This is a genomic window from Bradyrhizobium sp. ERR14, from assembly GCF_014198235.1.
In the GTDB taxonomy this organism is placed as follows: domain Bacteria; phylum Pseudomonadota; class Alphaproteobacteria; order Rhizobiales; family Xanthobacteraceae; genus Bradyrhizobium.
The window spans coordinates 1,109,459-1,133,120 of the sequence record NZ_JACIHD010000001.1; the positions used below are offsets into that span (position 1 = coordinate 1,109,459).

Annotated in this window: 22 protein-coding genes; 7 read left to right on the top strand and 15 right to left on the bottom strand. The window is 64.4% G+C overall.

Going from position 1 to position 23,662, the window contains the following annotated elements:
* Window positions 1-311 precede the first annotated feature (311 nt).
* Window positions 312-686 (bottom strand): DUF2946 family protein, encoded by a 375-nt coding sequence (locus GGD62_RS05450; protein WP_183707616.1) that lies wholly within the window; start codon window positions 684-686, stop codon window positions 312-314.
* Window positions 687-1,166: 480 nt separating this feature from the next.
* Between GGD62_RS05450 and GGD62_RS05455 the strand changes: the two genes are divergently transcribed.
* From GGD62_RS05455 to GGD62_RS05470, 4 genes are all read left to right on the top strand, one after another.
* Window positions 1,167-1,571 (top strand): globin, encoded by a 405-nt coding sequence (locus tag GGD62_RS05455; protein WP_183707423.1) that lies wholly within the window; start codon window positions 1,167-1,169, stop codon window positions 1,569-1,571.
* Between the two features lie 139 nt (window positions 1,572-1,710).
* Window positions 1,711-2,733 carry a sugar ABC transporter substrate-binding protein gene (locus GGD62_RS05460; RefSeq protein WP_018320172.1) on the top strand — a complete coding sequence of 341 codons (1,023 nt, stop codon included), beginning with the start codon at window positions 1,711-1,713 and terminating at the stop codon, window positions 2,731-2,733.
* Window positions 2,734-2,739: 6 nt separating this feature from the next.
* The gene (locus tag GGD62_RS05465; RefSeq protein WP_183707424.1) at window positions 2,740-4,242 is read left to right on the top strand and encodes a sugar ABC transporter ATP-binding protein; all 1,503 of its coding nucleotides are present in this window, start codon (window positions 2,740-2,742) and stop codon (window positions 4,240-4,242) included.
* Between the two features lie 12 nt (window positions 4,243-4,254).
* Window positions 4,255-5,283: an ABC transporter permease gene (locus tag GGD62_RS05470; protein WP_183231707.1), complete on the top strand. Its 1,029-nt coding sequence runs from the start codon at window positions 4,255-4,257 to the stop codon at window positions 5,281-5,283.
* Window positions 5,284-5,555: 272 nt separating this feature from the next.
* Here the strand turns inward: GGD62_RS05470 and GGD62_RS05475 are convergent, their stop codons facing one another.
* From GGD62_RS05475 to GGD62_RS05495, 5 genes are all read right to left on the bottom strand, one after another.
* Window positions 5,556-6,596 (bottom strand): ABC transporter ATP-binding protein, encoded by a 1,041-nt coding sequence (locus GGD62_RS05475; RefSeq protein WP_183231708.1) that lies wholly within the window; start codon window positions 6,594-6,596, stop codon window positions 5,556-5,558.
* Window positions 6,589-7,569, bottom strand: a complete 981-nt coding sequence (locus GGD62_RS05480) for an ABC transporter ATP-binding protein (protein WP_183231709.1) — start codon at window positions 7,567-7,569, stop codon at window positions 6,589-6,591. The genes GGD62_RS05475 and GGD62_RS05480 overlap by 8 nt, the downstream gene beginning before the upstream one ends.
* Window positions 7,566-8,387: an ABC transporter permease gene (locus GGD62_RS05485; RefSeq protein ID WP_018320167.1), complete on the bottom strand. Its 822-nt coding sequence runs from the start codon at window positions 8,385-8,387 to the stop codon at window positions 7,566-7,568. The genes GGD62_RS05480 and GGD62_RS05485 overlap by 4 nt, the downstream gene beginning before the upstream one ends.
* Before the next feature lie 274 nt (window positions 8,388-8,661).
* A complete protein-coding gene (locus tag GGD62_RS05490) occupies window positions 8,662-9,585 on the bottom strand; it encodes an ABC transporter permease (protein ID WP_179738899.1) in 924 nt (307 codons plus the stop codon).
* A 60-nt stretch (window positions 9,586-9,645) separates the two neighbouring features.
* Window positions 9,646-11,235 (bottom strand): ABC transporter substrate-binding protein, encoded by a 1,590-nt coding sequence (locus GGD62_RS05495; protein WP_092257285.1) that lies wholly within the window; start codon window positions 11,233-11,235, stop codon window positions 9,646-9,648.
* Window positions 11,236-11,351: 116 nt separating this feature from the next.
* Here GGD62_RS05495 and GGD62_RS05500 point away from each other — a divergent pair, with 116 nt between their 5' ends.
* Window positions 11,352-12,401, top strand: a complete 1,050-nt coding sequence (locus tag GGD62_RS05500) for a hypothetical protein (RefSeq protein WP_246799986.1) — start codon at window positions 11,352-11,354, stop codon at window positions 12,399-12,401.
* A 223-nt stretch (window positions 12,402-12,624) separates the two neighbouring features.
* On the opposite strand, the gene mtnK is transcribed toward GGD62_RS05500, so the two are convergent.
* A complete protein-coding gene (gene mtnK, locus GGD62_RS05505) occupies window positions 12,625-13,914 on the bottom strand; it encodes an S-methyl-5-thioribose kinase (RefSeq protein WP_183707426.1) in 1,290 nt (429 codons plus the stop codon).
* 267 nt (window positions 13,915-14,181) lie between these two features.
* Between mtnK and GGD62_RS05510 the strand changes: the two genes are divergently transcribed.
* Complete coding sequence (locus tag GGD62_RS05510) at window positions 14,182-14,631, top strand: YidB family protein (protein WP_183707428.1); 450 nt, start codon at window positions 14,182-14,184, stop codon at window positions 14,629-14,631.
* A 33-nt stretch (window positions 14,632-14,664) separates the two neighbouring features.
* Complete coding sequence (locus GGD62_RS05515) at window positions 14,665-14,928, top strand: GlsB/YeaQ/YmgE family stress response membrane protein (RefSeq protein ID WP_018320158.1); 264 nt, start codon at window positions 14,665-14,667, stop codon at window positions 14,926-14,928.
* Between the two features lie 90 nt (window positions 14,929-15,018).
* Here GGD62_RS05515 and GGD62_RS05520 read toward each other — a convergent pair whose 3' ends face one another.
* Genes GGD62_RS05520 through nuoL form a run of 8 tightly spaced genes read right to left on the bottom strand, consistent with a single transcriptional unit; the run spans window position 15,019 to window position 23,659 of the window.
* Window positions 15,019-15,366, bottom strand: a complete 348-nt coding sequence (locus GGD62_RS05520; protein ID WP_028141470.1) for a hypothetical protein — start codon at window positions 15,364-15,366, stop codon at window positions 15,019-15,021.
* Between the two features lie 47 nt (window positions 15,367-15,413).
* The gene (locus GGD62_RS05525; protein ID WP_028141469.1) at window positions 15,414-15,689 is read right to left on the bottom strand and encodes a DUF1467 family protein; all 276 of its coding nucleotides are present in this window, start codon (window positions 15,687-15,689) and stop codon (window positions 15,414-15,416) included.
* Between the two features lie 9 nt (window positions 15,690-15,698).
* Window positions 15,699-16,103, bottom strand: a complete 405-nt coding sequence (mce, locus tag GGD62_RS05530; protein WP_018320156.1) for a methylmalonyl-CoA epimerase — start codon at window positions 16,101-16,103, stop codon at window positions 15,699-15,701.
* Between the two features lie 13 nt (window positions 16,104-16,116).
* On the bottom strand, window positions 16,117-17,787 hold the full coding sequence (locus GGD62_RS05535; RefSeq protein ID WP_018320155.1) for a ribonuclease J: 1,671 nt from the start codon (window positions 17,785-17,787) through the stop codon (window positions 16,117-16,119).
* A complete protein-coding gene (locus GGD62_RS05540; RefSeq protein ID WP_183707430.1) occupies window positions 17,787-18,593 on the bottom strand; it encodes a biotin--[acetyl-CoA-carboxylase] ligase in 807 nt (268 codons plus the stop codon). Before GGD62_RS05540 ends, GGD62_RS05535 begins: the two co-directional genes overlap by 1 nt.
* 1 nt (window position 18,594) lies before the next feature.
* Window positions 18,595-20,031 carry an NADH-quinone oxidoreductase subunit NuoN gene (gene nuoN / locus GGD62_RS05545; protein ID WP_092257304.1) on the bottom strand — a complete coding sequence of 479 codons (1,437 nt, stop codon included), beginning with the start codon at window positions 20,029-20,031 and terminating at the stop codon, window positions 18,595-18,597.
* A 22-nt stretch (window positions 20,032-20,053) separates the two neighbouring features.
* Complete coding sequence (locus GGD62_RS05550; RefSeq protein WP_179738791.1) at window positions 20,054-21,562, bottom strand: NADH-quinone oxidoreductase subunit M; 1,509 nt, start codon at window positions 21,560-21,562, stop codon at window positions 20,054-20,056.
* Window positions 21,563-23,659: an NADH-quinone oxidoreductase subunit L gene (gene nuoL, locus GGD62_RS05555; protein WP_183707432.1), complete on the bottom strand. Its 2,097-nt coding sequence runs from the start codon at window positions 23,657-23,659 to the stop codon at window positions 21,563-21,565.
* Window positions 23,660-23,662: the final 3 nt, after the last annotated feature.

The window sequence follows — 23,662 nt, forward strand, 5'->3', positions numbered from 1 at the left end:
TTCGGCGCGACCGGCCTCGCTGCGCGCGCCGCCGAAGCGGAGCGCTGCCGCGTTGACCGGGTGATTGGCTTGGGACGGGACGTCTTGGGCGCCTCGACCGTCACCGCGGGAATCGCTTCCGAGGCAGCCTGGGCGAGCGCGTCTGAACCGATCGGGGACACCAGTCCGAAAAGCACAGGCAAGCCCGCGCGCCCCATCGCACGAATGCGTAACATCTCTTGAATTCCTGACATCCGGTACCTCGACCGGTCCATTGAGCACGCCCATCGGCACAGCAACGGCGCGCGCCAATGGTTCGGTTTGTCGCTACGTCAGGAAAATTGAGGTGGGGCGCGGGCCTGGGCGCTCGAACCCCTGGGAGCGGCGATGGCGGACGCATCCGCCGGCTGCCACACCACGCGCGCGGCATGGCGGAAGGGAATCGAGAGTGCCGCGTGCGTCGGCGAATCGAGCGACGCGCCCGCCTGGGCCAGGCAACACAGGGCGCACGCGCCCGCATGCGCGGTCGGGGTGCCTGTCCGATCGTCGAGGCCGCCCTGCTCGCTCACGCTGTGGCAGATGACGGCGGCAGACAGCGGATCGGCGATGGCTTGGCCCGTCGCCCAGCAGGCGGCAATCGGCGCCAGCACCTGCATCGCCAGGGCGAGCAGGACCAGAGGTAGGAATTTCTGTAACCGCGCGCGCATCCGCCGAACCGTTCGTTCGTCTGCCAACTAAACACCGCGCCGGGCCCAAGTCGAGATCAGTTCCGCCGCCTTCTTGGCCCAGCGCAAATTTGTCGGAAAACCATGGTCGGGCTACCCCATCATGGGCTCGGGGGCCGGCATTTGAGCCAGATCAAAAGGCCCGACATCCACATATTTCTTATATTTGTCATATACTTGCGGGGTCCGAAGCCCGATCATTTCGTCTATTGCTCGAATTTTGAACATTCGTTGCCGAAAATGATGACAAGTGAGAAAAGTTGATCTAGCATCCCCTTGCTCAGGCTGGCCGTGAGGTCGAAGTCTGGTGGTCCAAGTCTCGGGAGGAGCCCCTGGCGCGCAAAACGCAGCGTCGCCCCGTCAATCAAGAGCAAATCTTAGAATCGGGGATAATAGGGTCGACACAATTTTTGAGCGGGGCCAGGGCCCCGCTCTTTTTTTGTCCGCATGGCACTTTCGCCGATGAATATGCCCTCCAATCCAGTCGAACTCAGCTTTGAACTCGCGGCCTCGCGCTGCGCCGATCTCACGCCCCTCGTCTACCAGCGCCTGTTCGACGAGCATCCCGAAACGCAGGCGATGTTCCGCTCGGAGGGCTCCGACCTCGTGAAGGGATCGATGCTCGCGCTGACGATCGAGTCGATTCTCGATTTCGCCGGGATGCGTCATGGGCATTTCCGGCTGATCGCCTGCGAGGTGGCCTCACACGACGCCTATGGCACGTCGCCCCAGCTGTTCACCGCCTTCTTCACCATTATCAGGGATACGCTGCGCGATCTGCTCGGCGATGAATGGTCGATCGAGATCGCGCAAGCCTGGGACACATTGCTCGTCGACATCGACGCACTCGCCGGCACGACGGCCTGACGCTTTGCGCTGCACCAACGCGGCGTGCTGCGATGGCGCGTGTGATTGCAGATTGAGTGGCATCAACTCTTGTGAGACACTTTCGACATCGGTTGCGCAATCAATGACGCGCCGACGATAAGATTTATGGGAGCGAGCGATGTCCGGGACGAAAGATTTCTCGACGACGAGGCGCGATCTTCTTCAGGCGGCTGCGACCGCCGGCGCCGGAGCTGCCCTCCTCGGCAGCATGGGCATAAACCCCGCATTGGCCGCCGAGGTCGGGCGAAGCGAGAAGCCGTTGAAGGCGGCGTTCTCCAATGCAGGCCTGCAGGCTACATGGTGCGCGCAAGGAAAGCAGGCCGCCGAATTCTGGGGCAAGCTGTTCAACGTCGAGGTCACCTGGTTCGACGGCCAGCTCGACGCCGTGAAGCAGCGCGCGGCCATCGACAACATGGCCTCGCAGAAATGGGACTTCGTCGCGATCCAGGCCTTCGGTATCGGCACCCTCACCCAGCCTGTGCAGAAGATGATCGACGCCGGCACGCCCGTGATCGACATGGACACGCTGATTGCGCCGCTCGACCAGATCAACGTCCACTCCTTCCTCGCTCCCGACAACGAGTTCATGGGCGCCTCGGTGACCCAGGCGCTGTGCAACGCGATGGGCGGCAAGGGCAAGATCATCATGACGCAGGGCGCGCTCGGCCACACCGGCGCGCAAGGGCGCGCAAAGGGCTTCACCAACACGGTGAAGCAATTCCCGGGGATCGAGGTGCTCGACACCCAGCCGGCCGACTGGGACGTCTCCAAGACCGCGCGCCTCTGGGAAACATATCTGACCAAGTATCCGCAGATCGACGCGGCGTTCTTCCACAATGACGACATGGCGCTCGCCGCTGCCAACATCATGAAGGCGCGCGGCCGCACCAACATCCTGATCGGCGGCGTCGATGCCATGCCGCCGGCGATCCAGGCGGTGAGCGAAGGACGCATGTTCGCGACCGTCCGCAATCCGTCCTGCCGCATCCATGGCGGCGCCATCATCGCGGGCGTCTCCGCCGTGGTCGGCGGCGAGAAGAGCGGACAGGGCATTCCCAAGAACGTCGTCACCGACGGCCCGGTCGTGACCAAGGCCAATGCCGCCGGGATGCAGTGGATGCAGGATCACTTCCTGATCTGAGCTTTCATGCCCGAGGTGCGTTCGCCCATCCTTGAACTGCAGGGCATCACGAAGAGCTTCGGCGGCGTCGAAGCGCTTCGTGGTGTCGACTTCGCGCTCCATCCCGGCGAGATTCACGGTCTCGTCGGCGAGAACGGGGCTGGAAAAAGCACGCTGATGAAGATCATCGCCGGCGTGCATACCGAATTCTCCGGCCGCTTCCTGATCGACAGTCAGGAGACGCATTTCCGCTCGGCGCGCGATGCGCATGCGGCCGGCATTGCCATGGTGCACCAGGAGCTCTCTGTCGCGCCCGACCTCACGGTCGCTGAGAACGTTTTCCTTGGCAACCAGCCAACCAACGCCCTTGGCCTCGTGCAATGGCGGCGCATGGCGCGCGAGGCCGGCGAGCAGCTCGCCCGCTTCGGCATCGACGTCGATCCGATGAGCCGGCTGGGTGATTTGCCCATCGGGCTGCAGCAGCTGATCGAGATCGCGCGCGTGCTGTTCTCCGGCGCCCGCATCGTGATCCTGGACGAGCCGACCTCCGCCCTCTCCCCGCCCGAGGTCGAGCGGCTGTTCGCGACGCTGCGGCGGCTGCGTGAAGAAGGCACCAGCATCGTCTTCATCTCGCATTTCATCGAGGACATCCTGCGCGTGTCCGACACGGTGACCGTGTTCCGCAACGGGCGGAAAGTCGCAGAGACGGCCAGCGCCGCCACCAGCAAGGGCGCGCTGATCGAGGCCATGATCGGGCGCGGCGGCGAAGCGCTCGAGCACAGCTACACCGACGACCTGCTGCTGCCGCAACCGAGCGACAGCGCGGTGGTTCTGAAGGTCGACCAGCTGACGCTCGCCCGCAGCCTGAAGGACATCTCCTTCGAGGCCCGCGCTGGCGAGGTGCTCGGCATCTACGGCTTCATGGGCTGCGGCCAGCAGGAGCTGTCGCGCATCCTGTTCGGCAAGCTGAAGCCTGATAGCGGCGCGCTTCTCGTCGAGGGTCAGCCAAAAACCTTTGCCAGCACGGCGGCGGCGCGGCGCGCCGGCGTGGCGCTGGTGCCCGAGAGCCGCCGCGACATGCTGTTTCACCAGGAGCCGGTCTACAAGAACATCTCGATCAGCATTTTGGACCGCATCTCCTCCCTGCTGCTCAAGCCGGCGCAGGAGCGCGATATCGCGAAGCGTCAGGTCGAGCAATTGCAGATCCGGCCGCCGGTGGTCGGCCTCGATCTCGGCATGCTCTCCGGCGGCAACCAGCAGAAGGTGGCGCTGGCAAAATGGCTGACCTATCCGCCCAAGCTCCTGGTGCTGTGCGAGCCAACCCGCGGCATGGATGTCGGCGCCAAGAACGACGTCATCAACATCGTTCGCGACCTCCGCGCCAAGGGGCTTGCGATCATCGTGCTGTCGACCGAGCCGGAAACGGTGCTGTCGCTGGCCGACCGCATCCTCGTGCTCAAGCGCGGCGCACTGGTGCGGGAATTCAGGAACGAGCCGGTCAGCAAGGACCGCCTGCTGGAAGCGGCGTGACGGAGAAGCACAATGACGAGCAGTGAGACGGCTTTGGCGGCGGGGCAGCGGGCGCGCGGGCTGGCGCCCTTCCTGCGCTCGCAGATGCGCAACATCGCCCCGTTCCTCACCCTGATCTTCCTGTCCGGCTTCTTCGCCTTTGCCAGCCCCTCCTTCGCGACGCTCGACAATCTCGGCAACATCCTCACGCAAGTGTCGGTCACCGGCATCATCGCCGTCGGCCTCACCTTCGTGATCCTGTGCGCCGAGATCGACCTCTCGATCGCCAGCATCGCCAATGTCACGGGCATCGCGGTCGCCTACTTCACGCTGCAGGAATCCTACGTCAACATCGCCAACATTCCCCTCCCCGGCGCGGTCGCCATCTTGCTATCGATCCTGCTCTGCGCCTTGCTCGGCCTCGTCAATGCGCTGGGGGTGACCGTGATCGGCATCCCCTCCTTCATCATGACGCTGGCGATGATGCAGATCGCCGCCGGCATCTCGGCGCTGCTGGTGCGCGGCCAGATCGCCTACAAGGTGCCGAGCCTGATCACCACGCTCGGCTCAGGCTCGATTGGCGGCATCCCCTGGCTCGTCATCATCGCCGCGCTGATGCTGCTCGGCGGGCATCTGGTGCTGACCTACACGCGCTTCGGCCGCTACGTCTACATGGTCGGGGGCAATCGCGAGGCGGCCGAATATTCCGGCCTCAACGTCAAGCTCATCCTAGGCGCGGTGATGGTGATCTCGGCGGTGTGCTCGGGCATCGGCGGCATGCTCGGCGTCGCCCATTTCGGCAGCGCGCAGCAGAACGAGTTCGACACCTATCTGCTCGACTCCATCGCCGCTGTCGTGGTCGGCGGCACCAGCCTGTTCGGCGGCCGCGGCGGTATCGGCAACACCATCGTCGGGCTGTTCGTTCTCGGTGTTCTCAACAACGGCCTCGACCACGTCAACATCGACAGCTTCCTGAAGATCCTGATCCGCGGCCTGATCCTGCTGGCAGCGCTGGTCATCAACGTCTATGCGCAGCGGCTGAGAGAAAAGGCGGCGGACTAGACAGTCCTCAAAACAAAAACTGCGAAAACAACCCCATGCACAGTAGAAACTGTGAGGAAATTCAGCTGCTTATCGAAGCCGCAAGTGCGTGAGCGCACCACACCGGGATTTGACCCGTCGGGCAAAACAGTAGCAGAAGCAACAATGAGCCCGTCATCCCTAAGGTGCGCAGCAGGCGATGCGACAGCATCGCATGCGGAGCCTCGAAGGACGAACGGCCACGCTGCCAGCCGGGCCGTCGCCCTTCGAGGCGCGTTGAAGAACCGGCCACCTCAGGGTGACGGTGATAGGGCAAGGCTCGCTGCACCGATCTCGTCTGCCCGCCAACACCTCACCGCGTGTCCATCGGCTCGCGTCTCCAGCAGCGGCCCCGGCTCGTGCCGGCACACCGCCTCCGCATAACGGCATCTTGGGCTGAAGGCGCAGCCGTTTGGGGGATTGAGCGGGTTGGGCAGGTCGCCGCCTGTAGTGGCCAGCGGGGCATGGTGTAGCGGATCAGGAATCGCGGCGATCAGGGCCTGCGTATAGGGATGCGCGGGGCGCTCGAAGATCTCGCGCCATTGGCCGTTCTCGACGATGCGGCCGAGATACATCACCGCGACGCGGTCGCTCATGTGCTCGACGACGCCGAGATCGTGGCTGATCATGATGTAGGACAGGCCGAGCGTGTCCTTCAATTCAAGCAGCAGATTGATGATCTGGGCGCGGATCGAGACGTCGAGCGCCGAGACCGGCTCGTCGCAGATGACGATTTTGGGGTTGAGGATCAGCGCGCGGGCAATGCCGATGCGCTGGCGCTGACCGCCGGAGAATTCATGCGGGTAGCGGCCCGACTGTTCAGGCCGCAGGCCGACATGCCGCAGCATGGTCGCGACGCGGTCCTCGATCTCGCTTTTCGCGGTGACGCCGTGCACACGCAGCGGATCCTCTAACGTGCGGCGAACGGTCTGGCGCGGATTGAGCGAGGCGTAAGGGTCCTGAAACACCATCTGCACGGTGCGCGCCAACGCCTTATCGCCGGATTGCCTGCTCCTCACGACCTGCCCCTCCAGCATGATGCGGCCGCGCGTCGGCGTCAGCAGGCCCAGGATCGACAATGCGACCGTCGACTTGCCGGAGCCCGACTCGCCGACGAGGCCGAGGCATTCCCCGCGCTTCAGCTTGAGATCGACGCCATCGACGGCCCGGAGCATCCGCTTGCCGCGGCCCAGCAGGCCGCCGCCGAGCGGAAAGTGAACCGCAAGATCCTCGACGCTGAGGATGAGGTCATCGTCCGGCCTTCGGTCACCCAGCATGTTTTGCGGCTCATGCATGGTGATGACACCTGACCAGACCGCCCGCCGCCAGCAGATCCGTCTCCGGCGCGACTCTTCGGCAAATATCGGTCGCCTGCGCGCAGCGCGGATTGAATCGGCAGCCCTCAGGGAAATTCGTGATCGCCGGGACGACGCCCGCGATCTCCTTGAGCCTAGTGCGGCCGAGTGCAGCGCGGCTGCCGAGCCGCGGCAGCGAGGCGACCAGGCCTTGCGTATAGGGGTGCGAGGGCGAGCGAAAGATATCGGCTGAGCCGCGCTCCTCGACGATGCGGCCGGCATACATCACGGCGACGCGGCGGCAGACGTTCGCGACCAGGCCGAGATCATGGCTGATCATCAGGATCGCCGTTCCCCGCTCGGCGCACAAATTCCGCATCAGCTCGATGATCTCGGCCTGCACGGTCACGTCGAGCGCCGTGGTCGGCTCGTCGGCGATCAGGAGATCCGGACCGCAGGCGAGCGCAATCGCGATCATCACGCGCTGGCGCATGCCGCCGGAGAGCTGGTGCGGGTAATCGTTGACGCGGCGCTCAGGCGCGGGAACGCGGACGCTCGCCAGCGCCTCGACCGCCAGCCGGCTCGCTTCCCGCCAGCTCTTGCCCTTGTGCAGCACGAACATCTCGGCGATCTGCCGGCCCACGGGTGAGACCGGGTTCAGCGCCGTCATCGGCTCCTGGAAGATCATGGCAATGCGGTTGCCGCGCAGCTCCCGCTGCCTGGCGGCGGAGAGGTGCTGGATCTCCTGCCCCTCGAACCGGATGACGCCGCCGCCGATCGAGAGCGGCGGCCGCAACAGCCCGATCAACGCGAGCGCCGTGATGCTCTTGCCGCAGCCGGATTCACCGACGAGGCCGAACGTCTCGCCGCGCGAGATGCGGAACGAAACGCCCTCGGCCGCCGCGACGCGCCTCGATCCGTCGTCGAGATCGATGCGCAGGTCCTCGACTTCGATCAGCGGTGCGCCGGTCATGTCCGCCGGCTCCGCGATTGGGGATCGAGAATGTCGCGCAGGCCATCGCCGAGCAGGTTGAGGCCAAGCACCGTCAGGAAGATGGCGAGGCCTGGAAATACCGAGAGCCACGGCGCCGTCGTGATCTGCTCGCGGGCCTCCGACAGCATGCTGCCCCAGCTTGGAAACGGCGGGCGGACGCCGAGGCCGAGGAACGACAATGCGGCTTCGGACAACACCGCGCTACCCATGCCCAGCGTGCCGATGACGATGATGGGGCCCAGCATGTTCGGCAGCAGCTGCGTGATCATGATGCGCAAATCGCCGTAGCCGAGCACGGTCGCAGCCTGCACATAGCCCTGGCTCCTCAGCGACAGCGCCGAGGCCCGCGCAATCCGGCACGTAAAGGACCAGTTGGTCAGCCCGAGTGCGATCAGCAGGCTGGTCAGGCCAGGTCCGAGCACCGCCATGATCGCCAGCGCGAAGATCAGCGAGGGGATCGCGAGCATGAGATTGGTCAGGGCGTTGACGACATCGTCCCACCAGCCGCCAAAATAGCCAGCGCTCAGCCCCAAGGCCACGCCGATGACGCTGTTGATGAGCTGCGAGATGATACCGACCGTCAGCGAGACCCGCGCGCCATACACGACGCGGGAATAGATGTCGCGGCCCTGGTCGTCGGTCCCGAACCACCAGGTCCAGCTCGGGGGCTCCTCCGCATTCATCAAATTGGCGTCCATCACGGGATCGGTGTGCGCCAGCCAGGGTGCGAGCAGGCCGACCAGGATCGCCAGCGCGAACAACACCCCACCGATGACGAGATTGGCGCGGAGCTTCATTGCAAGCGCTCCACCGCGAAAAGGATAATCGTGTGTGGCTTTAGCGAGAACTCGCCGCGGGCGCGTTTGGCCTCTCCCGCTTGCGGGGGAGGCCGACGCGCTCGGAGAGCGCGGCGGGTGGGGGCTCTCGCCACACAGGGAACCCCGATGCGGAGACACCCCCACCCCAACCCTCCCCCGCAGGCGGGAGAGGCGGCGCAGCACCCGTGACGCCACACCGCGCGCCTCGTATGCGATTGCCTTCCCGTCCAAGCGTGATGGAGCCCGCCAGCGCTCATGCGTATCTGATCCTGGGATCGATCACGCCGTAGAGTACGTCGATCAGCAGATTGATCGCGAGAAAGGCCAGCACGACGACGAGAATGGAACCCTGGACCGCCGGAATGTCGCGCTGCAAGACACTGTCGACCAGCAATGAGCCGATCCCCGGCCACGAGAACAGTTTCTCGACCACGACCGCCTGCCCCATCAGGCCACCGAATTGCAGGCCGACGGTGGTGAGAATGATGACGAGCGCGTTGCGCATCACATGCCACTTCACCACCCGCGTCTCGCTCATGCCCTTGGATCGCGCGGTGCGGACGAAATCGGCGGTCATGATCTCGAGGACCGCGGCGCGCGTCGTCCGGGCAAACAGCGCCATCGGCGAGACGCCGAGCGTCACCGCCGGCAGGAGCAGATATTTCAGTCCGCCATCGCCATAACCGAAACTCGGCAGCCAGCCGAGCTTCAACGCGAACAGGTACATCAGAACCAGTCCGAGCCAGAATTTGGCGATGGAAAGGCCCGACACCGCGACGACCATGGCAAGCGTATCGACGATTCCGCCCGGTCGCAGTGCTGCGATGAAGCCAAGCGGCACGCCGATCACGACCGAGAACGCCATGGCTGCGAAGATCAGTTGCAGCGTCGGCCATGCCCGCTTGGCGATCATGGTCGTGACAGGCTCGCGGGTCCGGAACGAGGTGCCGAAATCACCGGTCGCGAGCTTGGCAATGTAGGCGCCGAAACGCACGTAAACGGGATCGTCGAGGCCGAGCTGCTTCTTCATGCGCAGCTCGACCTGCGGATCACTGTCGTCGCTCATGGAGGAGACGATGCTGCCGGGAACGACGCTGAATAGCACGAAGACCAGCAGCACGACGGCAAGCACGGTCGGAATGGTCTGCAGCAGGCGACGGAACAGGAAGGAGAGCATCGGCACTTTTCCTCTCTCCCTCCATCGTCTGTGGCGACGGAGGGAGCGCGGGAGCGCATGTCACTTCGCGGGCGAGGTCTCGTCGACCCAGAGGTCTTCGACGTTCTGATGGGTCAGCTCCGTGGCGTTGAGCTGAATCCCCTTGAGCCACGGCTGCACCGCCATGACCGCCTTGTTGTAGTTGAAGAACCAGACCGGTGCCTCCTCGTAGAGCAGCGCATTGGCCTTTTGCAGCAGCTGGGCGCGCTTTGCCGGGTCGTCGGCCTGCCCGGCCTCGTCGACGATCTTGTCGAAATCGGCGTTCTTGAAGATCATGTAGTTGCAGGCTGGCTGCGGCGTCGACGAGTGGAAGCATTTGAGGGCCGCCTGCGGATCCGGGCCGCTCGCCTGGGAATAGATGAAGGCCTGGTAGTCGCCGGTGCGAACCACCTCCGCCAGCACCGCGGTCTCGACCTGCTTGACCTTCGCCTTGATGCCGACCTTGTCCAGCATCGGGATCACGGCCGAGACGATCGGCAAGCCCCAGCTCTCGTTCTGGCTGGTGGTCCATTCGAATTCGAAGCCGTTGGGATAGCCGGCCTCGTTAAGCAGCTGCTTGGCCTTGGCTGGATCGTAAGCGTACGGCTTCATCGCCTTGTCGTAAGCGGGCGAGGTCAGCGGCAGCCAGCTGGTGGCGCGATAGGCCTTGCCCTTGACCAGCTTGTTGATGATCAGGTCGGTATCGATCGCGTAGTTGATCGCCTGTCTCACGCGCTTGTCGGCGAACGGCTTGAATGACGGATTCATCCCCATGTAGCGGGTGAAGACCTCGGCGACCTCGACGATGGTGCCCTTGAGATTGGCGTCGGACTGATAGGCCACATATTGCGCGGGTCCGAGCACCGAGGTGTCGACCTCCTTGTTGCGGAAGGCAACATCGCGCGCCGCGGCCTCGCCCATGATCGACACGACGATCTTGTCGGCATAGGGCTTCCCGGGCTTGTAGAACCGGTCCCACCGCTCCAGGACAATGCGCGATCCCGGTACGTGCTCGACGAATTTGAAGGGCCCGAGACCGATCGGCTTCTGGATAAAACTCTCCTTGGCGCCCTCGTCGGCGGGATAGATCGAGGTCAGCGCGGTGAAGAAGTAGAAGCCGGGATCGACCTTCTCGGTCAGCTTCATCTCGACGGTGAAGTCGTCGATCTTCTTCAGCCCGGAGATTTCCTTGGCCTGGCCCTTCTCGACCGCGGCCGCGCCCTCGATCACGCGGACAAACCGCGCGCCGGGATAGGCCTTGGTGCCGTCCATGATGCGGGTGTAGGACCAGATGACATCGTCGGCCGTCATCTTGCGGCCATTGTGGAAATAGGCGTCATCGCGCAGCTTGAAGGTGTGAACGAGACCCCCGCCCGAGACCACATCCTCCTTGGCAAGCTCCAGGACCGGCTTGCCCTCCGCGGAATTCCAGATGTAGAGCGAGCGGTGCAGCGCCTTGGCGTAGATCTCGTCCTGGGCGCGCTGCGTGGTGTGAATGTCCAGGCTGGTGAAACTCGAGCCATAGGGCGCGGTCATCCGGATGGTTCCGCCCTTGCGCGGCGTCTGGGCCTCCGCAGATCCAGCGAGCGCCAGTCCCAAGCCCGCGACGATCGCCATCATCCTGAACATCATGTGTCCCCCACCAACGCAGGTATTCCGATCAGGGATTTGATCATTCGCGGCCTGTCGAATGCAAGCTTCGTTTTTGATGGAGACCAATGTCAGTTCCGGAAGGCGGCCGTTCGGCGATGCCTTCGGGGCCGGTTGCATCCGCCCGGCGATGCAAGCCCTCGATTGACGCGGTGCGTCATCGAGCAACGGGAATAGTGAACATTTCTCGCGATCGGCGCGACCAAGCTCAGGACCGTTATCTGAGCCCCAGGGATCGCGGAAAACAAGGATCGCGCAAAAAAATGACCCGCCGAACGCTAGGTATCCTGCTCGCCGGCAGTCTGGTCGCCGCGACAGCGGCGATGGCGATCCCCGTCACGCCGGACCCTGCCCGCGACGGCCCGACGAAAAACATTCATATCAATTGGTCCCACACCAAGCGGTCAAACGGGTTTGTCGACGATACATGGTGGGCACTCAGGGACCGTTGCGCCCCGGACTATCTTGGCGAGCGCCTGCTCTGCGACACTGTCGGGCTTCTGACACAAGCCGCGAGCCGGACATTCGAGGCCAAGATGTCCGACGACATGGGCCTGCCGCTGGTCGACCGTTGGACCCTGATGACCGCGAAGAATTCGCCTTTCATGAGGTCGGCTCACGTCGAGACGCCGCTCGGTCTCGAGGACGTGCTCGGCTTCTATCGCGCTGCACTCGAAAAGCGCGGCTGGACCGAGAACGACGGAGCGGTCGTCGCGCCCGACAGAGCCGTCGTCGCCTTCACGACGTCAGACGGGCCGGCGCTGCTCCGGCTCGTCCGTCAGGGCAACACAACGATCGCCGACCTTGCGCTGCGCAAGCCGTTGGCCGCCACGGCCAAAATCCGGCCGGCGCCGGGACAAGTGATGTTGTTGCTCGGCAACAAGACGGATGAAGCGGCCGACATCATCGTCAATGAGCGAACCATCAGACTGGCGGCTCACGCCGGAGAAGAACTGATCGATTTTGACGCCGCTGCGGATGAGTTGCCTGATGGCCAGAAAATTGATCTGCCGCCGGGCCAGTACAAGGTCACCCTGAAGCTCAAGGGCAGCGCGGCCCAGACGCGTGAGTTCGAGGTCGCGGTCAACGAGACCTGGGGTCTGCTGGTCGGCCCCGAAGGCGCGCCGCTGCCGATGCGAATGTATTGAGCGCGCGCTGGCGTCTTGGACCGTCATCCTGAGGTGCGAAGCATGCGATGCGAACGCAGCGCGTGCCGAGCCTCGAAGGATGAACGGCCGCGATGCAGCCGGGCTGTCGCCCTTCGAGGCCTTCGCTACGCTCCGGCACCTCAGGGTGACGATGAAACATTGGCGCCTGTTGCACCCCTTTGTCATTGCGAGCGCGGAGGCGCGCTCCTCGCCATGAACTCTCTCAACCCGTTAGCTCCGGCCTCCAGTCCCGCAGTTTTCGCGCAGCACCCGTTACATCGCTAATCGTCCGAAACGTCCCTGTCTCCACCATCATCGCCCTCGCCAGCCGCACCGCGCGGGCTTCGCTGACGGCGCGCTTCTTCGGATCCTCGATCAGCTCGAAGTCGATGTTGTGGGCAAGGCCGAAGATGCGGCGGATGGTCTTTGCGGCGGCGAAGCCGACCGTGTCGGCGAACAGGCGCTGCATGTAGGCTTGGCGCTCGGCCTCCAAACGCGCAGCGCCCTGCGCGCCGGCAAAGAGTGAGACCGGATAGGCATCGCCAGTGCCATTCGCTCGCCAGAGGTCGAGGAATTTGCCGGCGAACTCGTTCCAGACCTGCTCGATCGTCTCCAGCACCCAGGCCTCGAACGCGGCCCGCTCGCCCGGTGCGCGCTCGTGCCCGGCGGAGGCAAAATAGGCCATCACAAGGTTGGCCAGCACGGCGCCGACGTCGAACCCCATCGGGCCATAGAATGCGAATTCCGGATCGATCACCCGCGTCTGGTTGTTCGTCACCATGATCGAGCCGGTGTGGAGGTCGCCGTGGAGCAGCGCCTCGGGGCTTGCCATGAACTTCAGCTTCAGCCGGGAGATCGCGACATGCAGCTCCATGTCATCGCGCAGGCTTGCAGCGAGCGCATCGAGATACGGCGCAGTCCAGCGGTTTTGCTCGGCGATGCGGTAGGGATCGGTGAAGATCAGATCCTCGGTGATCTTGCAGAGCGCATGATTGCCGGCGAAGGCCGCAATGCCCTCCTTCTTCTCGGCCGCGGACAGCGCGAGGTCGGAGGTGAAGAACAGCGTTCGCGCCATGAAGGTGGTGATGTCACCGACGAAGCCCGGATATTGCGTTCCCGCAACCAGCCCCTTGCGCATGATGATGTGAGGCTCGAGCAGCTCCATCACCGTCAGCGCCAGGGCCTCGTTGTGATGCAGCAAAGCCGGCACGAGGCCGGGCGCGAGCTCGGCCTGCCGGGACAGAGCCAGATATTCGTAATGGGCCCGCGACAGCGGCAACGGCCAGCTTTCGCCGACGAGGCGGACATAAGGCAGCGCCTGCTTGACGGCGACGCCGCCGCGCCCGCCCTTCATGATGAAGACGAGATTGAGATTGCCGTCGCCGACCTCGGTGATCTCCCAGGAGACCGGCTCGCCGCCGAGGAGTGCGGCGATATCGGGAAGGCCTGCGAGATAATCCCGCAGCGCCGCTTCATGCAGAATTCGATAGTCCCCCGCCCGGTCCCCGGTCATGACCCCACCCCATGCTTGGCATGGCCTGATCGTTACCCGCGCTTCTGTGAAGCTCGGGCGATCCCGGCCATTCTTTTGGTCGGATCGTAATCGCAATCAAGGCGGTCCGCCACCCGTGTATCGCCGGCGCACCCCGGGACCAGTTGCACCGAAAGTTCTTCGTGTCGGACGACCAAGCCGGGCGTCGCGAGCCCACCATTTGCCGATTTTTGGAACACAAGCGGGCTGAGGCAGTTTTGCGTGTCTGAGATTTTGAAGGAGTTAGCGATGAGCCGCGGAATGCCCTCCATGACTGCCCTTCTGGCGATGCTGGCCGTGGCCGGCTATCAGAACCGCGACAAGTTGGCAGAGCTGCTGAAAGGTGCGACCGGCGGCTCATCCGCGGGCGGTCAGCAGCCGCCTGGAGGAGTGCTTGGTAATCTCGGCGGCATGCTCGGCGCGGGCGGGATCGGGGGCCTGCTCAATGGCGGCATTGGCGAGCTCCTGGAGCGGTTCAACCAGAACGGCCAGGGCGAGGTCGCCGATTCATGGGTGAAGCCCGGACCCAACAAGGAGATCTCGTCGCCTGAGCTGAGGAATGCGATCGGCTCCGACGTTCTGGAGAAGCTCGAACAGCAGACGGGGCTCTCGCAAGACGAGATCCTCACAAGGCTATCCCGGGAATTGCCCTCGGCGGTCGACAAGTACACGCCGGACGGACGTCTGCCTGAGGCATAGCTGTTACCGCTTAAATCTGGAAGAGGTGTGGAAATGGGTCTTCTCTGGACAATCATCATCGGCTTCGTCGCCGGCGTGATCGCCAAGTTCATCATGCCTGGCGACAACGAGCCGTCCGGCTTCATCCTGACGACCATCTTGGGGATCGTCGGCGCCTTCGTTGCGACTTACCTCGGGCAGGCGCTCGGATGGTATCGTGCCGAAGAAGGTGCCGGACTGATCGGTGCGGTCGTCGGCGCGATCATCGTGCTGTTCGTCTACGGGCTCTTCGCCGGCCGACAACGCCGAGCGATCTAGCCCGCCTGCGTGAGCGGCTGATCGGGCGTGCGCGAACTCGCGCCGCATCGAGCAGGCGGCGGCGCGCTCATGCCTGCGAGCGCCGGATCGTTACTCCCGCTCCAGGAAGCTCGACCCGATCTCGGCCTTTCTTTTGATCGGATCGTAATCGCAATAGACGCTGTCCGCCACCAGCGTGTAGCTGGCGCTGACCGTGTATTTGTCGAGCTTGGCGGAGTTCAGGCCGATCACCGAGGTGCTCTTGCCTCCGTTCCATTTGAACGGCGTCGAGCTCTTGGCCTGCTCGCAGGCCATCACCGCTTCGTTGAAGACATAGCCCTCGACGAACGCCTTCAGGGTGCGCACCTGCGCGGCCATCCGCCATTCGAAATAGCCGATGGCACCGATGCCGGCGACGATCAGCACCAGAAGTGCAATGACGATCCTCTGAAAAGTCATTCGGTCCCCCAAACAATGTCGTCAGCAAAAACGTCTAGCAAGAACGTCTAGAAAGGCATTCCCATCAATTTCGACAGGCGCTCGATCGAGAGATAGCCGGCGTGATAGGCCGCGAGGCCGAGGCCGTAGATGATCGCCGAGATGATGGTGGTCCAGATCAGCTTGCGGCCCATCCGCGTCAGGATCGGCGCACCGGGGTCGGTGCCGGGCGCCCCGACGCCATCCTCGTGCTGGCTGCGTACGCCGAACGGCAGCGTCAGGAACAGCGCGACCCACCAGATGACGAAGTAGATTGCGATCGCGGTTGAGATCTGGATGGCCATGGTTCGGCCTTATGCCTGCTCGATCTCGACCAGCGCGCCGGAAAAATCCTTCGGGTGCAGGAACAGCACCGGCTTGCCATGGGCGCCGATCTTCGGCACGCCGTCGCCGAGCACCCGCGCGCCCTCCTTCACCAGCGTGTCGCGCGAGGCGATGATGTCGACGACCTCGTAGCAGACATGGTGGATGCCGCCGTCGGGGTTACGCTCGACGAATTTTGCGATCGGCGAGGCCTCGCCGAGCGGTTCGATGAATTCGATCTTGGTGTTGGGCAGCGTCGCGAACACGGTGATGACGCCGTGCTCGGGCAGCGGCACGGCTTCCGAGATCTGAGCGCCGAACGCGGCGCCATAGATCCTGGCGGCCTTGACGGCGTCCTTGGTCGCGATCGCGACATGGTTGAGCCGGCCCAGCATGTGTCTTCTCCCCTTACACTGTCAGTACGTGTACCAGACAGGGGGGCTTTTTGCCCCAATGTTCGTTGATCACGGCCCGGACAGCACGTCGCACCGACTCGCCCAATGCGTCGGGGTCGCGGCGGCGCGCCTTCGGCAGGCCCTCGATGGTGGAGACCACGGCATCGAAGACGAGGTCGTCGAAGGGCTCGCCTGCCCTGTTCTTCTCGGGGATGCCGACCAGATCGACCTCGGGATCGTCGGCCAGCTCGCCCTGCTCGGTCATGGCAATGGCGACGAAGGCACAGCCGGAAAACGCCATGCGCCGCCGCTCGACCACGGCTCGGGACTTGGAGTCCTCCAGGATCGTGCCGTCCTTGTAGAGGCGGCCGGAAGGCACTTCGCCAATGATGCCGGGATCGCCCGGGCCGAGCTTGATCAGGTCGCCGTTGCGGACCACCAGCACGCGCGGCACGCCGGCGGCGCGCGCGAGCTTGGCGTGCTCGTTCAGGTGCAGCGCCTCGCCGTGGACGGGGATCAGGAGCTGCGGCTTCACCCAGCCAATCATGTCGCGCAATTCGTCGCGGCGGGGATGGCCGGAGACGTGGACCAGATGGTCGCGGTCGGTGATGATCTCGACGCCCTGCAGCACGAGGTTGTTGATGATCGAACCGACCGCCTTCTCGTTGCCCGGGATGGTCCGCGAGGAAAAGATGACGCTGTCGCCGCGGTTGAGCGTGATCTCGGGATGGTCGTCATTGGCGATGCGCGCCAGCGCCGCGCGCGGCTCGCCCTGGCTGCCGGTGCACAGCGCCAGCACCTTGTCCTGCGGCAGATGGCCGTAAACCTCGGGCGAGCGGAAATTCTGCACGCCATCGAGATAGCCGCATTCGCGCGCGACCTGCACCACGCGCTCCATGGCGCGGCCAACCACGACGACCTCGCGGTCGGCGGCCCTGGCAGCGGCAGCGACGGCCTTGATGCGCGCGACGTTGGAGGCGAAGGTCGTGACCGCAACGCGGCCCTTGGCTGATTTTACCAGGTCGATGATGGTGCGGGCGACCTCGGCTTCCGAGGGCGAACGGCCGTCGCGCACCGCGTTGGTGGAATCGCCGATCAAGGCGAGCACGCCTTCCTCACCGAGCTCGCGCAGCCGCTTCTCGTCGGTGGGCGCGCCAAGCGTCGGGGTCGGGTCGATCTTCCAGTCGCCGGTGTGCAGCACCGTGCCGGCTTCGGTGTGGATCGCCAGCGCATGCGCCTCCGGAATCGAATGCGCGACGGGAATGAACTCGACGTTGAACGGGCCGACGTCGACGCGGCCGCCGGACGGCACCACCGTTACCGGGATCTTCGGCGCGTTGCGCTCGGCGGCGCATTTGGCCTCGAACAGGGCAGCACTGAATTGCGTCGCATAGATCGGGCATTTCAGCTTCGGCCAGAGATCGATGATGGCGCCGAAATGGTCCTCATGGGCGTGGGTCAGCACCAGGCCCATCAAGTTCTTGCGCTCCTTCTCCAGGAAGCTGATGTCGGGCATGATCAGGTCGATGCCCGGCAGGTGCTCTTCGTCGCCGAAGGAGACGCCGAGATCGACCGCCATCCAGGCGCGCTGCTGGCGGTTGCCGAGGCCATAGATCGACAGGTTCATGCCGATCTCGCCGACGCCGCCGAGCGGCGCAAACACCAGTTCGTCGGGCTTGGCCATCACGCAGCTCCCACGGAGGCGGCCGAGCCGAAGAACACCTCACCCGCGGCGACCGGTACCCGGCGGCCCTCCGCGGTGCGGACGATCAGACAGCCGGTGTCGTCGATGGTGTCAAAAATGCCTTCCAGCGTCATCGTCCCCGTGTGGATTGCGACCCGCTCGCCGAGGCCGGCGGCGCGATCCAGCCACAGCTTGCGGATCTCGGCAAAGCCGCTGCCATTGTCCCAGATGCCGCGGAACTCGACCCAGGCGTCGGATAGTGCCGAGAACAGCTCCTCGGCACTGATCTGCACCCCGAGCGCCGCCAACGACACCGCGGGCGTCGGCACGCCCTCGGGCGCTGCAACGACATTGGTGCCGATGCCGACGACGACGGCCAGGCGGTCGCCGATGGCTTCGGCTTCGAGGCCAATGCCGACGAGCTTCTTGCCTCCGGCCAAAACGTCGTTCGGCCATTTCAGGGCGTAGCGCGGACGATCAGGGCCGAGGCGGATTGCGGCCTCGAGGCTGACCTTCTCCAGCGCGGCCTCCTCGGCTAGCCCGGCGGCAAAGCCGAGGGTGGCGGCGACGGCAGGCGCGACGTCCATGACCTCGAGGATGCTGGCGGCGAGATTGCCGCGGGGCGCGATCCAGGCGCGTTGACGGCGGCCGCGGCCGGCGGTCTGCTCCGACGTGACGAACCACATCGGGCCGAGCTCTCCGGCCCTCGCACGTTCGATCGCCTCGGTATTGGTCGAGCCGGTCCGCTCGAACGCCGCGAGCCTGTAGCCCGCGGACGATGCGCGAGGACCGAGCGCGAAACCCATCCTAGAACAGCGACTTTGCCGCGGCGGAGGCGACGCTCACCACGGGACCTGCGAACAGCGCGAACAGGATATTGAACAGGCCGAAAACCGCCAGCACCGTCTTCACCTCGACGCGCACCGGATCGACCTGGCCGGCCGGCTCGTCGAAATACATCGTCTTGACGATGGCGAGGTAGTAGTAGGCGCCGACCACGCTGGTCAGCACGCCGACGACCGCGAGCGTGAACAGGTTCGCCTTGATGGCGGCGACGAAGACGTACCATTTGGCGAAGAAGCCGGCGAGCGGCGGAATGCCCGCCAGCGAGAACAGCAACATCGCGAACATGAAGGCGAGCAGCGGATTGGTCCGCGACAGGCCGGCGAAATCGCTGATCTGCTCGACCGCCTGGCCGTTGCGGCGCATGGCGAGGATGATCGAGAACGAGCCCAGCGTCATCGCGACATAGATCACGATGTACATCAACACGCCCTGCGCGCCCTCGACGGTGCCGGAGGCAAGGCCGACTAGCGCGAAGCCCATGTGGCCGATCGAGGAATAGGCCATCAGGCGCTTGATGTTGCTCTGGCCGATCGCGGCGAAGGAGCCGAGCGCCATCGAGGCGATCGCCACGAACACCAGGATCTGCTGCCACTGCGAGACGATGCCCGGGAAAGCGGTGAGCGTGACGCGGGTGAACACGGCAAGCGCGGCGACCTTCGGCGCCGACGCGAAGAAGGCGGTGACCGGGGTCGGCGCCCCCTCGTACACGTCAGGCGTCCACATGTGGAACGGCACGGCCGAAACCTTGAAGCAGAGGCCGACGAGCAGGAAGACCAGACCGAACACGAGGCCGACATTCGAGATCGTCGCGGCCGCCGCGATGCCGGTGAAGCTGACCGTGCCGGTGAAGCCGTAGATCAGCGAGGCGCCGTACAGCAGCATGCCCGAGGACAGTGCGCCGAGCACGAAATACTTCAGGCCGGCTTCGGTCGACTTGGCGTTGTCGCGGTTCGAGGCCGCGACGACATAGAGCGCCAGCGACATCAGTTCGAGGCCGAGATAGAGCGAGATCAGGTCGCCGGCCGAGATCAGCACCATCATGCCGAGCGTCGAGAGCAGCACCAGGATGGCGTATTCGAAGATGCGGCGCGAGGGGTCGGACAGGAACTCGGTCGACAGCACCAGCGTCACCGCCGAGCCGATCAGGGCCAGGATCTTCATGAAGCGGGCGAAGTCATCGACGATGAAGCTGCCGCCGAAGGTCACCTGCTTGCCCGCGGGCAGCATGTATTCGAGCACGCCGACCACGACCAGAAGCACGACCGCCAGCGAGGTGACCGCACCGGTCGTCCCCTGCCCGCGATAGGCGCCCAGCATCAGCAGAGCCATGGCGCCGACCGCGAGCACGATCTCGGGCAGCACCGGCGCCAGTTGATAACCTGCAGTCTCAAAGCTCATGGCGATATCCTGACCTGCCCGATCACTGGAGCAGTGCGGCGGCCTTCACGGCCGTCACAGCGGTGTTGTAGTTGTTGACGAGTTGCTGGACCGAGGCGGCCGACATGTCGAGCACCGGCTTCGGATAGACGCCGAACAGGATCGTCAGCGCGATCATCGGGAACAGCGTCAGGCACTCCCGGAAGGTGAGATCCTTCATGCTCGCCAGCGATGGCTTGACCAGCGCCCCGAACACGACCTTGCGGTAGAGCCACAGCGCGTAGCCGGCCGAGAGGATCACGCCGAAAGTGGCGAAGAACGCGGTCGGGATCGAGACCTTGAAGGTGCCGAGCAACGTCATGAACTCGCCGACGAAGCCTGATGTGCCGGGCAGACCGACATTGGCCATGGTGAAGACCATGAAGGTCAGCGCGTAGAGCGGCATCCGGTTGACGAGGCCGCCATAGGCCGCGATCTCGCGGGTGTGCAGGCGGTCGTAGACGACGCCGACGCAGAGGAACAGCGCCCCGGAGACGATGCCGTGCGAGATCATCTGGAACATGCCGCCGGCGACGCCCTGCATGGTGCCGGCGAAGATGCCCATGGTGACGAAGCCCATATGCGCGACCGAGGAGTACGCGATCAGCTTCTTCATGTCCTCCTGCATCAGGGCCACCAGCGAGGTGTAGATGATGGCGATGGCCGAGAGCGTGAAGATCAGCGGCGCGAAGTCGTGCGAGGCCAGCGGAAACATCGGCAGCGAGAAGCGCAGGAAGCCGTAGCCGCCCATCTTCAGCAGGATCGCGGCGAGGACCACCGAGCCCGCGGTCGGCGCTTCGACGTGCGCGTCGGGGAGCCAGGTGTGCACCGGCCACATCGGCATCTTCACCGCGAAGGAAGCGAAGAAGGCGAGCCAGGCCCAGGTCTGCAGCGACCTCGGCACGGCAGTGTGCATCAGCGTCGGAATGTCGGTGGTGCCACCATTCCAGTACAGCGCCATGATGGCGAGCAGCATCAGGACCGAGCCGAGCAGCGTGTAGAGGAAGAACTTGAACGATGCGTAGACCCGGCGCGGACCGCCCCAGACGCCGATGATCAGGAACATCGGGATCAGGCCGCCTTCGAAGAACAGGTAGAACAGCACGAGATCGAGCGCCGAGAAGGTGCCGACCATCAGCGTTTCCAGGATCAGGAACGCCATCATGTATTCGCGGACGCGGTTGGTGATCGCCTTCCAGCTCGCGATGATGCAGAACGGCATCACGGCGGTGGTGAGGATCACCAGCGGCAGCGAGATGCCGTCGACGCCCATGTGGTAGGTGATGCCGGTGGCGAGCCAGTTCGCCTTCTCGACGAACTGGAAGTCGGGATTGGCCGGGTCGAACCGCATGACCAGGATCACCGACACCGCGAAGGTGATCAGCGTGGTCCAGAGCGCGATCCAGCGCGAGTTGCGCTTGGCCGCCTCGTCATCGCCGCGGCTGAGATAGACGATCAGCGCGCCGACCAGCGGCAGGAACGTCGTGACCGATAGGATGGGCCAGGTTGTCATTTACTGGCCTCCAAAGCCGAACATGAACCAGGTGATCAGGCCGGCGGCGCCGATCAGCATGGCGAATGCGTAGTGATAGAGATAGCCGGTCTGGATCTTCACGACGTTGCGGGTGACGTCCAGGACGCGAGCCGAGACGCCGTCGGGGCCGAGGCCGTCGATGATGAAGCCGTCGCCCTTCTTCCAGAGCTGATAGCCGATCCACTTCGCCGGACGGACGAAGATGATGTCGTAGAGCTCGTCGAAGTACCATTTGTTGAGCAGGAACTGGTACAGCATCGGCTGCTCTTTAGCGAGCTGCACAGGGATGTACGGCCGGCGGATGTAGAACAGGTACGAGACGAGGAAGCCCAGCACCATCATCACCGTCGGCAGGAAGGCGATGGTCTCGGGGATGTGGTGCATCTCCTCGATGATGTGCGGGTTCATCTTCACGGATTCGCGGAAGAACTCCTCGATGCCGTGACCGGCGAACAGCTCCTTGAACGGGAAACCGGCGACGATGGAGCCAACTGCGAGCACGCCGATCGGGATCAGCATCCAGATCGGAGCCTCATGCGCGGCCTCATAGTGATGCTCGTCATGCGGCTCGCCATGGAAGGTCTTGAAGATCAGGCGCCAGGAGTAGAACGAGGTCAGGCCGGCGGCGACGACCGTCATCAGGAAGCCGTACATCGCAAACGGAATGTGCGAGGCGTAGGCGGACTCGATGATCGCGTCCTTGGAGAAGTAGCCGGCGGTGAGCGGGAATCCGGTGAGCGCGAGCGTGCCGACCACCATCACCGCATAGGTGTAGGGGATCTTCTTCCAGAGCCCGCCCATGTTGCGGATGTCCTGCTCGTGGTGCATCGCGTAGATCACCGAGCCGGAGCCCAAGAACAGCAGCGCCTTGAAGAAGGCGTGCGTGAACAGATGGAACATGCCGACCGAATAGGCCCCTGCTCCCATCGCCACGAACATGTAGCCGAGCTGCGAACAGGTCGAGTAAGCGACGATGCGCTTGATGTCGTTCTGGACGAGGCCGATGGTCGCGGCGAAGAACGCTGTGGTCGCGCCGAAGAACATCACGACGGCCTGCGCATTCGGGGCGAGCTCGAACAGCGGCGACAGGCGCGCCACCATGAAGACGCCGGCGGTGACCATGGTCGCGGCGTGGATCAGCGCCGACACAGGCGTCGGGCCCTCCATCGCGTCCGGCAACCAGGTGTGCAGCAGGAACTGCGCCGACTTGCCCATCGCGCCCATGAACAGCAACAGGCAGGTCAGGGTCAGCGCATCGGCGTGCCAGCCGAGGAAGTTGATGGTCTTGCCGGTGAGGCCGGGCGCGGCATGGAAGATCGTCTCGAAATCGGTCGAGCTGGTCAGCATGAAGATCGCGAAGATGCCGAGCGCGAAACCAAAGTCGCCGACGCGGTTGACCACGAAGGCCTTGATCGCCGCCGCATTCGCCGACGGCTTCTGGTACCAGAATCCGATCAGCAGATAGCTCGCCAGACCCACGCCTTCCCAGCCGAAGAACAGTTGCACAAGGTTGTCCGCCGTCACCAGCATCAGCATGGCGAAGGTGAACAGGCTGAGATAGCCGAAGAAGCGCGGCCGGTTCGGGTCCTCGTCCATGTAGCCGATGGAATAGAGGTGCACGAGCGAGGACACGGTGGTCACCACCACCAGCATCACGGCCGTGAGCGTGTCGACCCGCAAGGTCCACCAGACCTGAAGATCGCCGGAGAAGATCCAGGGCAGCAGCTGGACCCTGATGTCGTGGTGCATGAAGCCGACATCGACCAGCGTCATCCAGGACAGCGCGGCCGAGACGAACAGCAACGCGGTGGTGATCAGCTCGGCACCGCGCGAGCCTGCCGCCGCCGGCTCGACCGGGCCGTGGCCGTGATCATCGTGGGCGTCGTCGCGATGGCTCTCGTGGATGACGGACGCATCCTCGTTGATCGTATCGGACGCATGGGCGTGCGCGTGGCCATGGTCGCCGTGATGATCGAGCTCGTCGCCCGAGGGGTTGCGGGCATGCGCGCCGAACAGCGCGATCAGGCCAGCCAGAATGGCGCCCAGCAGAGGCAGAAAGACAATTGCCTGAACCATGAC

Bases quoted from the DNA above. Each gene is read 5' to 3' on its own strand.
- GGD62_RS05450 (WP_183707616.1), bottom strand. From the start codon at position 686: ATGCGCGCGCGGTTACAGAAATTCCTACCTCTGGTCCTGCTCGCCCTG.
- GGD62_RS05455 (WP_183707423.1), top strand. From the start codon at position 1,167: ATGAATATGCCCTCCAATCCAGTCGAACTCAGCTTTGAACTCGCGGCC.
- GGD62_RS05460 (WP_018320172.1), top strand. From the start codon at position 1,711: ATGTCCGGGACGAAAGATTTCTCGACGACGAGGCGCGATCTTCTTCAG.
- GGD62_RS05465 (WP_183707424.1), top strand. From the start codon at position 2,740: ATGCCCGAGGTGCGTTCGCCCATCCTTGAACTGCAGGGCATCACGAAG.
- GGD62_RS05470 (WP_183231707.1), top strand. From the start codon at position 4,255: ATGACGAGCAGTGAGACGGCTTTGGCGGCGGGGCAGCGGGCGCGCGGG.
- GGD62_RS05475 (WP_183231708.1), bottom strand. From the start codon at position 6,596: ATGCATGAGCCGCAAAACATGCTGGGTGACCGAAGGCCGGACGATGAC.
- GGD62_RS05480 (WP_183231709.1), bottom strand. From the start codon at position 7,569: ATGACCGGCGCACCGCTGATCGAAGTCGAGGACCTGCGCATCGATCTC.
- GGD62_RS05485 (WP_018320167.1), bottom strand. From the start codon at position 8,387: ATGAAGCTCCGCGCCAATCTCGTCATCGGTGGGGTGTTGTTCGCGCTG.
- GGD62_RS05490 (WP_179738899.1), bottom strand. From the start codon at position 9,585: ATGCTCTCCTTCCTGTTCCGTCGCCTGCTGCAGACCATTCCGACCGTG.
- GGD62_RS05495 (WP_092257285.1), bottom strand. From the start codon at position 11,235: ATGATGTTCAGGATGATGGCGATCGTCGCGGGCTTGGGACTGGCGCTC.
- GGD62_RS05500 (WP_246799986.1), top strand. From the start codon at position 11,352: ATGCCTTCGGGGCCGGTTGCATCCGCCCGGCGATGCAAGCCCTCGATT.
- mtnK (WP_183707426.1), bottom strand. From the start codon at position 13,914: ATGACCGGGGACCGGGCGGGGGACTATCGAATTCTGCATGAAGCGGCG.
- GGD62_RS05510 (WP_183707428.1), top strand. From the start codon at position 14,182: ATGAGCCGCGGAATGCCCTCCATGACTGCCCTTCTGGCGATGCTGGCC.
- GGD62_RS05515 (WP_018320158.1), top strand. From the start codon at position 14,665: ATGGGTCTTCTCTGGACAATCATCATCGGCTTCGTCGCCGGCGTGATC.
- GGD62_RS05520 (WP_028141470.1), bottom strand. From the start codon at position 15,366: ATGACTTTTCAGAGGATCGTCATTGCACTTCTGGTGCTGATCGTCGCC.
- GGD62_RS05525 (WP_028141469.1), bottom strand. From the start codon at position 15,689: ATGGCCATCCAGATCTCAACCGCGATCGCAATCTACTTCGTCATCTGG.
- mce (WP_018320156.1), bottom strand. From the start codon at position 16,103: ATGCTGGGCCGGCTCAACCATGTCGCGATCGCGACCAAGGACGCCGTC.
- GGD62_RS05535 (WP_018320155.1), bottom strand. From the start codon at position 17,787: ATGGCCAAGCCCGACGAACTGGTGTTTGCGCCGCTCGGCGGCGTCGGC.
- GGD62_RS05540 (WP_183707430.1), bottom strand. From the start codon at position 18,593: ATGGGTTTCGCGCTCGGTCCTCGCGCATCGTCCGCGGGCTACAGGCTC.
- nuoN (WP_092257304.1), bottom strand. From the start codon at position 20,031: ATGAGCTTTGAGACTGCAGGTTATCAACTGGCGCCGGTGCTGCCCGAG.
- GGD62_RS05550 (WP_179738791.1), bottom strand. From the start codon at position 21,562: ATGACAACCTGGCCCATCCTATCGGTCACGACGTTCCTGCCGCTGGTC.
- nuoL (WP_183707432.1), bottom strand. From the start codon at position 23,659: ATGGTTCAGGCAATTGTCTTTCTGCCTCTGCTGGGCGCCATTCTGGCT.